The 13,839-nt window shown below is 51.5% G+C and carries 12 protein-coding genes; 11 read left to right on the top strand and 1 reads right to left on the bottom strand.

Going from position 1 to position 13,839, the window contains the following annotated elements; all coding sequences use genetic code 11:
• The first annotated feature begins 228 nt into the window (after nucleotides 1-228).
• From R50912_RS27190 to R50912_RS27180, 3 genes are all read left to right on the top strand, one after another.
• The gene (locus R50912_RS27190; protein ID WP_042239326.1) at nucleotides 229-1,185 is read left to right on the top strand and encodes an ABC transporter permease; all 957 of its coding nucleotides are present in this window, start codon (nucleotides 229-231) and stop codon (nucleotides 1,183-1,185) included.
• Nucleotides 1,186-1,199: 14 nt separating this feature from the next.
• Nucleotides 1,200-2,099, top strand: a complete 900-nt coding sequence (locus tag R50912_RS27185; protein WP_081956680.1) for a carbohydrate ABC transporter permease — start codon at nucleotides 1,200-1,202, stop codon at nucleotides 2,097-2,099.
• Between the two features lie 61 nt (nucleotides 2,100-2,160).
• Nucleotides 2,161-3,816 (top strand): type 2 periplasmic-binding domain-containing protein, encoded by a 1,656-nt coding sequence (locus tag R50912_RS27180; RefSeq protein WP_042239325.1) that lies wholly within the window; start codon nucleotides 2,161-2,163, stop codon nucleotides 3,814-3,816.
• Nucleotides 3,817-3,897: 81 nt separating this feature from the next.
• Here the strand turns inward: R50912_RS27180 and R50912_RS27175 are convergent, their stop codons facing one another.
• Nucleotides 3,898-4,797 carry a LysR family transcriptional regulator gene (locus R50912_RS27175; protein ID WP_039306940.1) on the bottom strand — a complete coding sequence of 300 codons (900 nt, stop codon included), beginning with the start codon at nucleotides 4,795-4,797 and terminating at the stop codon, nucleotides 3,898-3,900.
• A gap of 456 nt (nucleotides 4,798-5,253) precedes the next feature.
• On the opposite strand from R50912_RS27175, the gene R50912_RS27170 reads away from it, so the two are divergent.
• The 8 genes from R50912_RS27170 to R50912_RS27135 all read left to right on the top strand — a co-directional run bounded on the left by R50912_RS27170 (nucleotide 5,254) and on the right by R50912_RS27135 (nucleotide 13,637).
• A complete protein-coding gene (locus R50912_RS27170) occupies nucleotides 5,254-5,919 on the top strand; it encodes a succinate dehydrogenase cytochrome b558 subunit (RefSeq protein WP_042239323.1) in 666 nt (221 codons plus the stop codon).
• 42 nt (nucleotides 5,920-5,961) lie between these two features.
• Nucleotides 5,962-7,704: a succinate dehydrogenase flavoprotein subunit gene (sdhA, locus tag R50912_RS27165; RefSeq protein WP_042239322.1), complete on the top strand. Its 1,743-nt coding sequence runs from the start codon at nucleotides 5,962-5,964 to the stop codon at nucleotides 7,702-7,704.
• A 363-nt stretch (nucleotides 7,705-8,067) separates the two neighbouring features.
• Nucleotides 8,068-8,832: a succinate dehydrogenase iron-sulfur subunit gene (sdhB, locus tag R50912_RS27160; protein WP_042139785.1), complete on the top strand. Its 765-nt coding sequence runs from the start codon at nucleotides 8,068-8,070 to the stop codon at nucleotides 8,830-8,832.
• Between the two features lie 333 nt (nucleotides 8,833-9,165).
• Complete coding sequence (locus R50912_RS27155; RefSeq protein WP_197072992.1) at nucleotides 9,166-9,999, top strand: DUF3891 family protein; 834 nt, start codon at nucleotides 9,166-9,168, stop codon at nucleotides 9,997-9,999.
• Between the two features lie 110 nt (nucleotides 10,000-10,109).
• Nucleotides 10,110-10,886: a potassium channel family protein gene (locus R50912_RS27150; protein WP_052416719.1), complete on the top strand. Its 777-nt coding sequence runs from the start codon at nucleotides 10,110-10,112 to the stop codon at nucleotides 10,884-10,886.
• Nucleotides 10,887-11,029: 143 nt separating this feature from the next.
• Nucleotides 11,030-11,962, top strand: a complete 933-nt coding sequence (locus tag R50912_RS27145; RefSeq protein WP_052416718.1) for a metallophosphoesterase — start codon at nucleotides 11,030-11,032, stop codon at nucleotides 11,960-11,962.
• A 55-nt stretch (nucleotides 11,963-12,017) separates the two neighbouring features.
• A complete protein-coding gene (locus tag R50912_RS33615; protein WP_052416717.1) occupies nucleotides 12,018-12,578 on the top strand; it encodes a GNAT family N-acetyltransferase in 561 nt (186 codons plus the stop codon).
• 9 nt (nucleotides 12,579-12,587) lie between these two features.
• Nucleotides 12,588-13,637: an RNA-guided endonuclease InsQ/TnpB family protein gene (locus tag R50912_RS27135; RefSeq protein WP_231637925.1), complete on the top strand. Its 1,050-nt coding sequence runs from the start codon at nucleotides 12,588-12,590 to the stop codon at nucleotides 13,635-13,637.
• Nucleotides 13,638-13,839: the final 202 nt, after the last annotated feature.

Below are 13,839 nucleotides of genomic sequence, written 5' to 3'. Positions count from 1 at the left end.
GCCGGAGGGGCTGCTTTCTTTACTTCTTGAAAGCGCTTTAATTTTGGGAATGCCTATCATATTTGATCATTATAATGCTGCAGAGGCCTTTGAGAGCGCACTTCAATCAAATTTGATGGTGATCATCAATACTCATGATTTTCAATATCAGGCAAAGGGGCTAGCATAGAAATCGAGCCGGAGGACATTGGCCGGCAAGAAGAACATTGGAGGCAGGAGGTGACAATTTTGAAAGTTGCGAGCGCTTCACAAACAAATCACAGTCCTTTACTAAAAAAGAAACAGGGATTCGGATATTATTTGCAGCGTGACTGGCAGCTCTACCTGCTCGTTATGCTTCCGCTGGCATTTGTAATCGTATTCAAATATTTGCCGATGACCGGACTTGTAATCGCTTTTAAGGATTACAAAATTGCTCGGGGCTTCTGGGGCAGTGACTGGGCCGGAATGGAGGTTTTCCAGGAGCTTTTCGCCAAGGCTGATTTCATTAAGGCCGTCCGGAATACGCTGCTGCTCAATGTGCTTGATCTCTGCTTCAGCTTCACGATGCCGATTGTACTGGCGCTGCTGCTGAATGAGGTCAAAAGCATACGCTTCAAGCGCATTAATCAGACGATACTGTACTTGCCTCACTTCCTGTCCTGGGTCATTATCGGGGCTATCGCTTACCAGCTTCTCAGTGAGGGAGGCGGTGTAGTCAACAATCTGATTGAACTCATGGGCGGTACCCGTATTCCGTTCCTGCAGGAGGACAATAACTGGCTGATCAGCTATCTGGCCATCGGCGTGTGGCAGAGTATGGGCTGGGGTACCATTATCTACCTGGCGGCGATGAGCGGGATTAACCCTGAGATGTATGAAGCGGCTACGGTCGATGGAGCAGGACGCTGGAGAAAAGTGTGGAATATCACGCTGCCTTCCATCCGTGCGACTATTGTGACCTTGCTGATCATGGCTCTGGGGAAAGTGATGGACGGCTCCTTCGAGCGTATTTACGCTCTGCAGAATAAAGCCACCACAGAGTTCACAACGACCATTCCGGTGCTGGTATACCGCTGGGGGATCGAGAGCGGCAACTTCAGCCGGGCGACAGCCATCGGATTATTCCAGTCCGTTATCGGTATTATTCTGGTCATCTCCGCGGACCGTGTAGCCAAGAAACTTGGCGAGGATGGAATATTGTAGAAAGGAGAGGAACCATGAAAGCAACAGCCGGGGGCTCTGCCGTACCCCATAAAGCACGTATAGATACCTGGGAATTTCTGATCCGCTTCGCAATCATCGTAGTCTCGCTCATATGCCTGCTGCCGTTTATTCATGTCGTATCGAAATCCCTGAGCTCTGACTCCTTTGTCATTGCCAATAAGGTCTTTCTGTGGCCGCAGGGCTTCACCATCGAAGCGTACCGTAAAATCTTCGCGGATGCCAGTATCCTCCGTTCACTGTATATCACGGTTATCGTGACTGTACTGTTCACCATTCTGGGGATGATTTTGACCATCTGCGCCGCTTACCCGCTGTCGAGAGCCCAGTTCAAGGGCCGCCGGGTCATCACCTTCATCTTCCTGTTCACGATGTACTTCAGTGGAGGCATCATCCCGGACTATATGAACATTAACAATCTGGGACTGATGGATACGATCTGGTCACTGGTTCTGCCCTTGTCGTTCAGTGCCTTCAATCTGCTGATTATGAAGACTTCGCTAACGCACGGTATACCGGTAAGTCTGGAAGAATCAGCGCGGATCGACGGTGCCGGGCATTTCCGGATCCTGTTCAGCATTGTCCTGCCGCTGTCCAAGCCGATTATGGCGACACTGGCGCTCTTCTACGCAGTCGGCCGCTGGAATGCTTACCAGGATGCCCTGTTCTATATTAAGCATGAGATCTCCCTGCGGCCGCTGCAGCTCAAGCTCTATTATCTGGTTATCCAGGCGAGTGAAAGCTTCCAGCTGGAAGCCACCCAGGTCCAGCTTAGTAATCCGGAGGTCCTTAAGGCATCCGTTGTAGTATTTGCTACTCTGCCTATTCTCTGTGTGTATCCGTTCGTCCAGAAATACTTCGTTCAAGGTGTTATGCTCGGAGCGGTCAAGGAGTAATCTGGGGCTCCAGTATATAGTAATTCTATTTGAATCCGAAAATTAGAATGGGGGAATTTTGATGAATAAAAGAAAAATGTATTCGTTAATGATGGCATCAGTCATGACGGCTGGCATGCTGGCCGGATGCTCCGGGGGAAATAACAACGCTAAAAATGCAAACACTGATCCTACCACAGCCCCGGCAGAATCAGCAGCAGCCACGAACCAGACTGAAGGCAGCTTCCCTGATTACTCCAAGGGCTTCGAGAAGAAGGTCTCCCTGGATATTCCGGTTTATGAACGGGCGTATGAGGGCTGGAATGTGTCCGACAACTATTATACCCGCTGGGTACAAGCGGAATTTGGCGACAAATACAATATCGAAGTCAATTACGTGCCGATTACCCGCGCCAAAGAGGTAACAGATTACGAGCAGCTGCTGGCATCGCATAAAGCCCCTGATATCATCTTCCATTACGATATGCCGCAAGCGCTTACTTATTATGGTGAGGATGTTATGCAGCCGCTGGACCATGCTGAAATCGAAAATTACGCACCAACGTATTGGAAAAACATGGGCCCTACTATTGAGCAGTATGGTACAGTGGATGATCAGAAAACCTTCTTCTTCGCTGCCCGCCCTGAAGCCGACAACTTCGTCAACATTATCCGCAAGGACTGGGTTGAAAAGGTTGGCATGAAGGTTGAGGATTTGACTTCGCTGGAGAAGTACAACGAGATGCTGGCGAAATGGAAAGAGGCCGGACTCGGTGTGACCGGCGGCAACCTGCTGCAGAACTTCTACAACTTTAACTATGCTTTCCGTGAATGGCCGGTTGACGCGAAATATCGTGCGCTGTATTCCGACCTTAGCGTAGCTGACCTTACCACGGCTGATACAGAGGCTTACCTACGAAACCTGAACTATCAGTATAATAACGGTCTGCTTGATAAGGAATTCTATCTGCGTAACGACGAGCCTAAAGTCAAAGCTGAATTTGTTTCCGGCAAAACAGGGAACTTCGCGTTCTACCTGGCAAACAATACGGATGTATTTGCAGCTACTCTGCAGAACAACCCGGAAGCTGAATTTGCCGTAGTGCCTCCTTACGCAGGTGTTCCGGAAGGTAACAAGCCTCAAGGACGCGCTTACTGGCCGTTCGGCTTCATCATGGGAATTAACTATGAATCGACACCTGAGGAACGTGCTGCGGTATGGATGTATCTCGAATGGCTGAGCCAGCCGGAGAACCTGTTCAAGTTCCAGAACGGTATCGAAGGGGAGAACTACACACTTGACGCAGATGGCATCGCTCTGAAGAATCCTGATTTCAAAGGCGAATCTGTCCTGGCACAGAACAATAACAAGGACTACTGGGGCCTTGTGACTGAAATTGCACAGTATCCTGATGCGGCCAAAACCCGTACGGCTAACCTGCGTAACTGGGCGCCAGCCGGGTACGAGACGCTTGCTGATGATTTAGTGAAATATTACGACGAGGTTGCGGAATTCCGCACGCCGGATGCGCTGTTCAATGTAGTGCTTGAAAAGGTAAACGAGTATAAGGCGGACCTGAACACGCTGTTCCAGGAGCTGTACGTGAAGGTCGTGCTCTCCCCGGAAGCTGAATTCGACGCCACCTATGAAGCAGCCAAGAAGACTTACCTTGAAGCAGGCTACCAGGAAGTTCTCGATGAGAAGCAAGCTGCCATTGATGCAGGTAAGTTCCGCTAATTCTATGTCATAAAATCTCTGTAACACATTCACCCGGCAAGCTAATCCGTAGCAATATGGAAGCTTGCTGGGTGATTTCTGTTATTCGCGTCCGGACAGGAATACTTCTTCAGTCACCTGCACGAGGCAGCGTGCTGCAGTGCTAAGTCCGCCGCTGCCCTGGTAGATCAGGCAAGTGGTCCGCTGCGTCTGTTCGAGCTCCTTGATGTGCAGGGAGACGAGTCCCCCGCCGTTCAGCAGCTCCGGGCGGAGGTAAGACTTCGGCAGCAACGCAGCGGCCTTGATGGTCGGCAGCAGCCGGACAATCGCTTCGAAGGAGTCGATCTCCATCCGCACATCGGGATCAACGCCGCAGCGCTGGAACAGATCATCAGTCGTCCGGCGGTACCAGGTGCCCTTGGAGAAGAGAATCATCGGCAGCCGGGAGAGATGCTCCATCGTGAGCCGCGGAGACTGGGCCAGCGGATGGTGCTCGGCAACGACCAGCCGGAGCTGGTCCTCGAACAGCGGGATACAGCGCAGCCCTGGCTCCTGAACCTGGGAGGCGATGATGCCGACATCGCATTTGCCCTCGCTGACTGCGGTAACCATCTCATGCGTCTTCCCGGTGATCAGCTTCAGCTCAGCCGCCGGGTATTTCTCCATGTAGGCATTCACCAGCGGAGGCAGCGTGGTTTGCAGTGTGGTCAGGCTGGCTCCCAGCGTGACGAGCTGCGGTTCGCCTTCCTTGAACTTGGACAACGCTTCCAGAAACTTGGAGCGCTGCTGCCGCTGCTCCAGCGCATAGGTATAAGTAAGCCGTCCTACCTCCGTAAGCTCCAGCCGCTTGCCGAAACGGTGAAACAGGGCGACCCCGAGCCGTTCCTCCAGCTTGGATATTTTGCGGGATAGGGCTGGCTGGGACAGGTTGAGCTGGCGGGAGGCCCGGTTCAGGCTGGAATGCTCCACAACTGCAGCAAAAGCGTCTAAATCATCGTACATTACAAGCACTCCTTTGTCCCAATCTGTAAACAGCGGATTGTATTAGGTATTTGCTGGTTAAGAATTCCAATGAATGAGTGATAAAAAGCATAGCCGGGAGCCGGAAGATCGTTGATTTATATGAGAATTCGGCTGAATCTGAAGTGAATACGCAGTCTAAATGAGAATTATTATCATATTAAAAATATTCTTATGCGTTTATTGTATAACGATTAATAATTAGATTGCAATTCCCTTATAAGCGAAAAAAGAGTAACATGAAAAGTGACACAAGATATTCACATATTGTGAATAATAAAGCAAAGTCCGGGAAAACAATGAAAATTGGTGCAAATAGACATTTTGCTGCTTGCTGCAGCCTGCCGCTGCCCTGTTTCAACTGTACTCCCGGCGGTGTATGCTCTTTAAAAAGATACTTGTGAAAACGCTGTTTTAATTGGAAAGGGGACACTTTGCATGAGAGGATTTTATTCCAGAAAGATTCATTCCTTGCTCGGCGTTATCCCGCTTGGGGCCTTTTTCCTTGAGCACATGCTGACGAACTTCGCAGCAGTAGAGGGTGGCGCTTCCGGTTTCACAGACAGTGTGCTCTGGCTGAACAGCCTGCCGCTGGTCTTCTTCCTGGAATTGTTCGGCATCTGGCTGCCGCTGCTGTACCATGGAGTGTACGGTCTGTACATCGCTTATCAGTCGAAGCCGAACCTGAACCGCTACAATCTGGAAAGAAACTGGCGTTATACGCTGCAACGTATCAGCGGAATCGTCACCTTCATCTTCATTGTCTGGCATCTGTACGATACCCGTGTCCAGGTGGCGCTTGGCAATGTAGAGCATGATGAGCTGGGCGGAGTTATGCATAACATTGTAACCCAGCCGCTGCTGATGACCTTCTACATCATCGGTATCGTAGCAGCCTGCTTCCATTTCTCCAATGGTCTATGGTCCTTCCTCATCAGCTGGGGTATCACTGTGGGGCCGCGTTCACAGCGGGTGTCCTCTATCCTCTGTCTCGGTGTATTCGTACTGGTTACCTTCATGTTCGTACTGTCACTGGTGACGTTCCGTGATGATGAATTTCAAACCGCAGCCACCGCGATGCAGTCGCTCAGCAGCGTTATTTAGGAATACAGGAGCAACTTAAGCGTAATTTAGGAGGGAACAATCATGGCATCAGCCGATATTATCATCGTGGGCGGCGGTCTGGCCGGCCTGATGGCTACCATCAAAGCCGCCGAATCCGGCGCGCATGTACATCTATTCTCACTGGTCCCTGTCAAAAGATCGCATTCGGTCTGCGCGCAAGGCGGCATCAACGGCGCTGTGAATACAAAGGGCGAGGGCGACTCGCCCTGGGAGCATTTCGACGATACCGTCTACGGCGGCGACTTCCTGGCCAACCAGCCTCCGGTCAAAGCGATGTGCGAAGCCGCACCGGGCATTATTCACCTGATGGACCGGATGGGCGTTATGTTCAACCGCACACCGGAGGGGCTGCTTGATTTCCGCCGGTTCGGCGGGACGAAGCGCCACCGGACAGCGTTCGCCGGAGCGACAACCGGCCAGCAGCTGCTGTATGCGCTGGATGAGCAGGTGCGCCGCTGGGAAGCCGAAGGCCTGGTGACCAAAAGCGAGAACTGGGAGTTCCTCTCCGTCATTCTCGATGACGAACGCGTATGCCGCGGCATCAGCGCCCAGAATCTGAAGACGATGGAAATTCAGACCTTCCCGGCGGATGCGGTCATTCTGGCCAGCGGCGGTCCGGGGATTATTTTCGGCAAAACGACGAATTCGGTCATCAACACAGGAACCGCTGCAAGCGCTGTATATCAGCAGGGTGTGCATTATGCGAACGGGGAATTCATCCAGATCCACCCGACAGCCATCCCGGGCGATGACAAGCTGCGGCTGATGTCGGAATCAGCGCGCGGAGAAGGCGGACGTATCTGGACCTATAAGGACGGTAAACCGTGGTATTTCCTCGAAGAGAAATATCCCTCTTACGGCAATCTGGTGCCGCGCGATATCGCAACACGTGAGATTTTCAATGTGTGTGTGGATCAGGGGCTGGGCATTAACGGCGAGAACATGGTGTACCTGGATCTTTCGCATAAGGACCCGAAGGAGCTCGACGTCAAGCTGGGCGGCATTATCGAGATCTACGAGAAGTTCATGGGGGATGATCCCCGCAAAATTCCGATGAAAATCTTCCCCGCTGTGCATTATTCGATGGGCGGCATGTGGGTCGACTATAACCAGATGACGAATATTCCCGGTCTCTTCGCCGCAGGGGAATGTGAATATCAATATCACGGGGCGAACCGCCTTGGAGCAAATTCGCTGGTATCGGCGATCTATGGCGGCATGGTATCGGGGCCGAAGGCTGTGGAATATATCAAGGGGCTCAAGAAGTCGGTTCAGGATATCTCCTCCACGGTGTTTGACAGCTTCCACAAGACGCAAGAAGACAAATATGAGTCTCTGCTGGGGATGACAGGCACGGAGAATGCTTACGTAATCCACAAGGAGCTTGGCGAATGGATGACGGCCAACATGACCGTGGTGCGTGAGAACAAGAAGCTGGAAGCGACCATCGGCAAAATCAAAGAGCTAAAGGAACGCTACGGCCGCATCAACATGAGCGATACTTCACGCTGGAGCAACCAGGGCGTAGCCTTCACCCGCCAGCTGTGGAATATGCTGGAGCTGTCAGAAGCCATGACCCTCGGAGCGCTGCTGCGCAACGAGAGCCGGGGCGCGCATTACAAGCCGGAGTTCCCTACCCGCAATGATGAGGAATTCCTCAAGACGACCAAAGCCGCCTGGACGGCTGACGGCCCGCAGATCTCATATGAGGAAGTGGATGTGTCGCTGATTCCTCCGCGGGTGCGGGATTACTCGAAGGACTAACAGGGTTGTAGCGTTCTATTGTATTTTGTACAGCAGAATCGCCCGGTTGAGCGTTTTAAAAGGCAATCTAATGTATTCTGTGCAACAGAATTTGGCTGCAGGAGCTCAAAAGGGGCTAATTGCAAAATTCAAATGTACAAACTGCAATAGAATGCAATTTAAGGCCGGAAATACCTGATTTGATTGTATGAAATACAATAGAACTCGCATCCATACTAAGTCCATCTCCAATTGCAACGAACTGACCAAGACTGATTGCATAGAAGTAATATACCCGGAGCTAAGTTTATGCTTGCGAAGCTAGTTTTGTACGAAATCATGCGATGAGGTTTATGCTCACAAAACTTTTAGGAGGTAACTGACATGGCGGAAACTGCAGCAGCTCCCAAAAACGTAAAATTTATCATTACCCGCCAAGACGAGCCGGAAACGAACCCGTATACGGAGGAGTTCGAGCTTGCCTACCGTCCGGGAATGAATGTGATCAGCGCGCTTATGGAAATCCAGCGCAATCCGGTGAACGCGAAGGGTGACAATACAGTCCCGGTGTGCTGGGAATCGAACTGTCTGGAGGAAGTATGCGGCGCCTGTTCCATGGTGATCAACGGCAAGCCGCGGCAGGCCTGCGCAGCGCTGATCGATAACCTGGAGCAGCCGGTGCGCATTGAGCCGATGAAGACCTTCCCCGTGGTCCGTGACCTGGTGATTGACCGCAGCCGGATGTTCAATGCCCTGAAGCGGGTTAAGGCCTGGATTCCGATCGACGGCACGTATGACCTGGGTCCGGGACCCCGGATGCCGGAGAAGAAGCGTCAGTGGGCTTATGAGTTATCCAAGTGCATGACCTGCGGTGTCTGCCTGGAGGCATGCCCGAATGTCAATGAGAAGACCAATTTCATCGGTCCTGCGGCTATTTCGCAGGTGCGCCTGTTCAACGCCCACCCTACGGGCGAGATGAACTCTGACGAACGTCTGGAAGCGCTGATGGAAGACGGCGGCATCGACGGCTGCGGCAACTCGCAGAACTGCGTGCGCGCCTGCCCGAAGGGAATTCCGCTGACCACCTCCATTGCCGAGATCAATAAGCAGACGACTAAGCATATGTTCAAGCGCTGGCTGGGCGTGTAACTATACAGCTTGCATTTTCTTTACGATTTATATCTGCGGCAGTGTAATCAGCTGCTGTCCTTAAATCACAGGCCGTTCAGGAGTATTTCCTGAACGGCCTGTTTGCGCCAGGAGTTCATTTCCTTTTCCGGTTGGAACTGGAAAGGGCTATTGCAGCAGAATATGTTTCTTTCAGGCTATTAAACGGGTACATTTTTAGACAGTCTTCTTACTGGGTCATGATCATACATAGAGTGGCTGGATCACCCGGATTCTAATCAATATAGGGAATTATGTTATAATCCATATAGTTAAATGCAGTATTCAAGCAGTGGACAACGGGGAGGAATTACAGTGATTTGTCGTGAACAGGACGGAGCGTTTGTGATGGTGAAGCAGCATGAGCACGGCCTGCTGGCCGGGGAATTTGCGAAGTGGTTCAAGGAAGAGCATACGCCTGCGGAAGGCCGCCGGGCTGAAGTGCTGCGGGCGGTGAGCAATCATGACCGGGGCTGGATTGATCTCGACGAGACGCCGTTCTGGAACGATGCAGAGGGGGCGCCATACAGCTTCATCGACTTCCCCGTTGTGCCTAAGCTGACCTTCTACAGACGGGGCATCGACGAGGTTGAATCAGATACACCTTATGGGGCGCTGCTGTGCAGCTCGCATTTCGAACGGCTGATCGAAGTATCCGGTGAGGAATGCCCGGAGCTGACACAGTATCTGCAGGATGAAGCGGAGCGCAGAGCCCGTATCCACCGCGAGCTGGAGCAGAGCCGGCCGCTTGAAGAAGGCGAACTGTATTATGACGCCAGACTGCTGCAGTTCTGTGATGACCTGTCGCTGTTTCTGGCGCTGAGCGAGCCGGGCAGCGCCGAGTCCGAGAAGCATCCCTGGTTCGCAGACGGCTTCTCGGGCAGCGAGGAATTCAGCTTCACCTCAGGCAAGGCTATTCAGGCAGAGTGGCAGGATAAGTCCACGCTGATTCTGGACCCGTTCCCATTCACCAAGGATGTCGGGATATGTTTTAAGCAGCGCCGGGTTAGCCGGAAGGACATTAAGCTTAAGGGCATCGCTGCAGCTTACAGGGAGACACCTGAGGAAGAGTGCCGGATTACTGTAACCAGCAGACCCGGAGAAGAGCCGAAGGTGAAGTCCGGTGCTGGCGGGCACACAACGGGCTAATGGAAGTGGGGAATATAAGCGGTTATGAGCGGTGAGGCATTATCAGCGGAATACCGGTAACTTTTCCCGATAAAAGCTTGCCGGATGCAGAGAACAGGAGAATAAAGGCCATGGCGTGGTGGATATGGATTTTCAATTTTGCTGTAATCATATTGCTGGCGCTGTGGTCTCTCCGGATCAAGCTGAGCTGGATGGGCAAAGGAGTTCTGCTGGCCCCCATTCTGATCTATGCCCTGATTTCGGTTGAGGATCTGCTGGACCTGATCGATCTAGGCACCATTGTGCCCGGCAACAAGGGACTGCGCGGTCTGATTCTGATTTTTGTCCTGGCTTCGGTCCTATTTTATATTCTGTTTATTTTTCATGAGATCAAGGACTCCAACAGCAAGGAAGTCAGGCTGCAGCATACACTGGTCCGGATCAGCATCGCTGCGTTTAGCTGCATTATTTTTTTTACAGTTGTATATACATCCATATATAAGCTGTTTGGCCAGTCTTCCTTCCAGGGCGAGGGGATAGGCCAGGATCTGCTCAGCCAGCTGATCACCTTCCTGTACTTCAGCGTAGCTACATTTACGACAGTCGGGTACGGGGATGTGGCTCCCATAGATAACACTTCGCGGCTTGTTGTAGTCATGCAGATCTGCTTCAGCTTCATAACCGTTGCCTATGCCCTGTCCATGCTGGGCTTGTTCCGCAAAATTCTCGGACCCGACACCACTGAAGAAGAGATTGAAGCGGCCATAGAAGTGGACATTGATGACAAAGTGGAAGAAGCTGTAACAGATAAGCATGAGGAGAGGGAGCAGGAAGCACAGGATGAACAGGAAGCACAGGATGCCGGAATTCCGCCGAAGCGGCCTGGAAGCGATAAGGGGTCAGATTAACCCGCAGATTAGCCTGACGATTAGCCGTATCTCAGGCGCTGACGGATGAACTGGAAGTGTTGCCAATAAGCGCAGCATGCTCAGTATACGAACATAAACGGCATTAACCGAATAGATTTGAGGATAGAAAGGAGAATCTCCCTATGAGTACAAAATCGTCCGGGGGCTCTCCCAGGTCTGACCTGCCGGCGGCAGGTACCGGCGGTTATACCCCTCCGCAGAAAGAGGGGGCTGGCAGCCGCAAAATGACCCGCCGCCAGTTCCTCGCCCGGGGGGCGGCAACCGTAGTTGGCGCCGGCCTGCTTACCGGCGGCTATGCCTGGCAGGGCGAGCCTAACTGGCTGGAGATTACGCGGAGGGAGCTGCCTCTGAAGGACCTCCCTTCAGCTTTTGCCGGAACCCGGCTCGTTCATTTCAGCGATGTGCATCTGGGCTTCAACAAGGATGCGCATGATCTGGCCCGGCTGACTAAGCACATCAAGGAGGAGAAGCCGGATCTGATCTGCTTCACCGGGGATATTGTGGACAGCTATGCCGAGGATTTGACAGACTCGGTCGCTATTCTGGCAGAGCTTGAAGCTCCGCTGGGCAAGTATGCCATCCTAGGCAACCATGATTACAAGAATACGGAGCTGCTTACCCGCCTGCTGAACGAATCCGGCTTCCGTGTGCTGCGGAACCAGTCCTACCTGATCAAGCAGGGCGGAGCCGTGATGGCGGTGGCTGGACTCGACGATATGCTGCATGGCAAGCCGGACCCGGAGGCCGCAATCGAGGGCATCCCGGACGGCACGTTCACGGTGCTGATGATGCATGAGCCGGATTACGCCGATACGGCGGAAGGGTATCCGTTTCACCTGCAGCTCTCAGGGCACAGCCACGGCGGTCAGATCCGTCTGCCGCTGCTGGGTGCGCCGTTCACGCCTTACGGCTCGCAGAAATACATAGACGGCCTGTATTACACAGAGAATAAGGCGATGCCGGTGTATGTGAACAGGGGATTCGGTGAAACCATGATGCCGCTGCGCTTCATGTGCCGGCCGGAGCTTACTGTACTGACTCTGCGCCGGGAGTAAGATGGCAGAGCTTGAGGATGCGGCTTAACGAGAGCAGCAGAAGAGGGTGAAGTTCATGAGCACTTATGAAGCGATTATGGGTATGGCGCTGCAGGGAGCGGCGGTAGAACTGAAAAGTATGACATCCGCTGACGGCGCAGTGCTGCGGGCGCTGCTCTCCCATCCGGAGGTGCAGCCGCATATTCAGCTGCGCCAGGGCTCATCCTCCCAGCAGGGCGTTCTGGATAAGCTGGTGAACCGGATGCTGCATGGTTATGACCCTTGCGCATTGCATGCAGGCATCTATCTCAAAGGACAGCCGGAGCTGATCGGGTCGGTCTCCCTGCAGAACTGGAACCGGCATGAGGGCAAGGCGGTGCTGGGGTATATGCTTAATCCAACATGGTGGGGGCGCGGCTTCGCCACTGAAGCATTGGGGCTGCTGCTGGCCTACGGGTTCCGCGAACTGGAACTGCTGAAGGTGGAGGGACGCTGCCGCGGGGACAACCTCAGATCAGAGCAGGTGATGCTCAAGAATGGTCTGACCCTGGAGCGGACACTGCCGATGGCGGACGGCTCGGGCGATGTAATGAAAGTATTCACAAACTCAAATCGCAAAGAAGCTCATTCTTTTTAATTGGAGAAGGTGAATGGAATCCTTATTACAACAAAAATAAAATTATTGCCGAAACAAGAACAATATCAAGCACTTAAACGTACAATGGAACAGTTTAACCAGGCATGTAATCGAATTAGTATAATTGCTTACGAGAGTAATTGCTTTTCTAAAGTAAAACTTCAGCAATTGTGTTATTACCCAATTCGTATAGAATTTGAAAATCTTTCTTCTCAATTGATTATTCGTGCAATCGCCAAGGTTTGTGAAGCATACAAGTTAAATAAAAAAACAAAATGTCAATTCAAATTAGACGGTGCCATTGTGTATGACCAACGTATCCTATCTTTAAAAGGATTGGGAAATGTCTCTTTAGCTACCGTTGAAGGTCGTATTAAAGTTCCTATGTTTATTAGTGGCTACCATATTTCCGTCATGCAAGATAGACGTATTCGAGGTCAAGCGGATCTTGTTTTAGAAATTCCTGAAGGTGAAAGAATCAATACATCTGAAGTATTAGGTATTGATTTAGGTATTGTTAATATTGCAACAGATAGTAAAGGTGAATTTTTTAGTGGTGCAAAGATCAATAACCTTCGCAAGCGATATTCCCGTCTGCGCACCAAACTGCAATCCAAAGGAACTAAGGCTGCGAAAAGAAGGTTACAACAGCGTGCTAGAAAAGAGCGTCGTATGGCCCGTGATATAAACCATTGCATCTCTAAGAATATCGTTGAAAAGGCTCAAAGGCACTCTTCTGTCATTGCATTAGAAAACCTTAATGGTATCTCAAAAAACAAGCAGAAGAGTAAGACGGTTATGAAGTCGCAACGACAACGATTAAGCAGATGGTCATTCTTCCAGTTACGTCAATTCATAGAATATAAGGCTCGAATGAATGGCGTTCCTGTTGTGTTCGTTGACCCGAAGTACACAAGCCAAGAATGTTCTTCCTGTGGTCATACAGACAAAGAAAACCGAAAAACTCAAGACCAGTTTGAATGTGTGTCGTGCGGATTCGTTGCTAACGCCGACTACAATGCTTCTCTTAATATTAAGAGAAGGGCTATTGTCAGCTAGCCGAACGTAGGAGTACTCAGGTATTACTTACAATCCCACTGTTTAGCTGTGGGTAGGCTGATATTGTTACACAAATGAAATAATGCCGTTATCAAACTCTAACAGTCTCCGGTTAAACTAAGTACATGACCCCCTTTTGAAAATATAACTGCTGTTGGGACCCGATGATTCGGGTCCATTTTTTTGTGGCGAGCACTATGCC

The organism is Paenibacillus sp. FSL R5-0912, assembly GCF_000758605.1.
Taxonomy (GTDB): domain Bacteria; phylum Bacillota; class Bacilli; order Paenibacillales; family Paenibacillaceae; genus Paenibacillus_AQ.
Note: the sequence above shows the minus strand (reverse complement) of the source record. Positions and strands in the feature narration are given on the sequence as shown.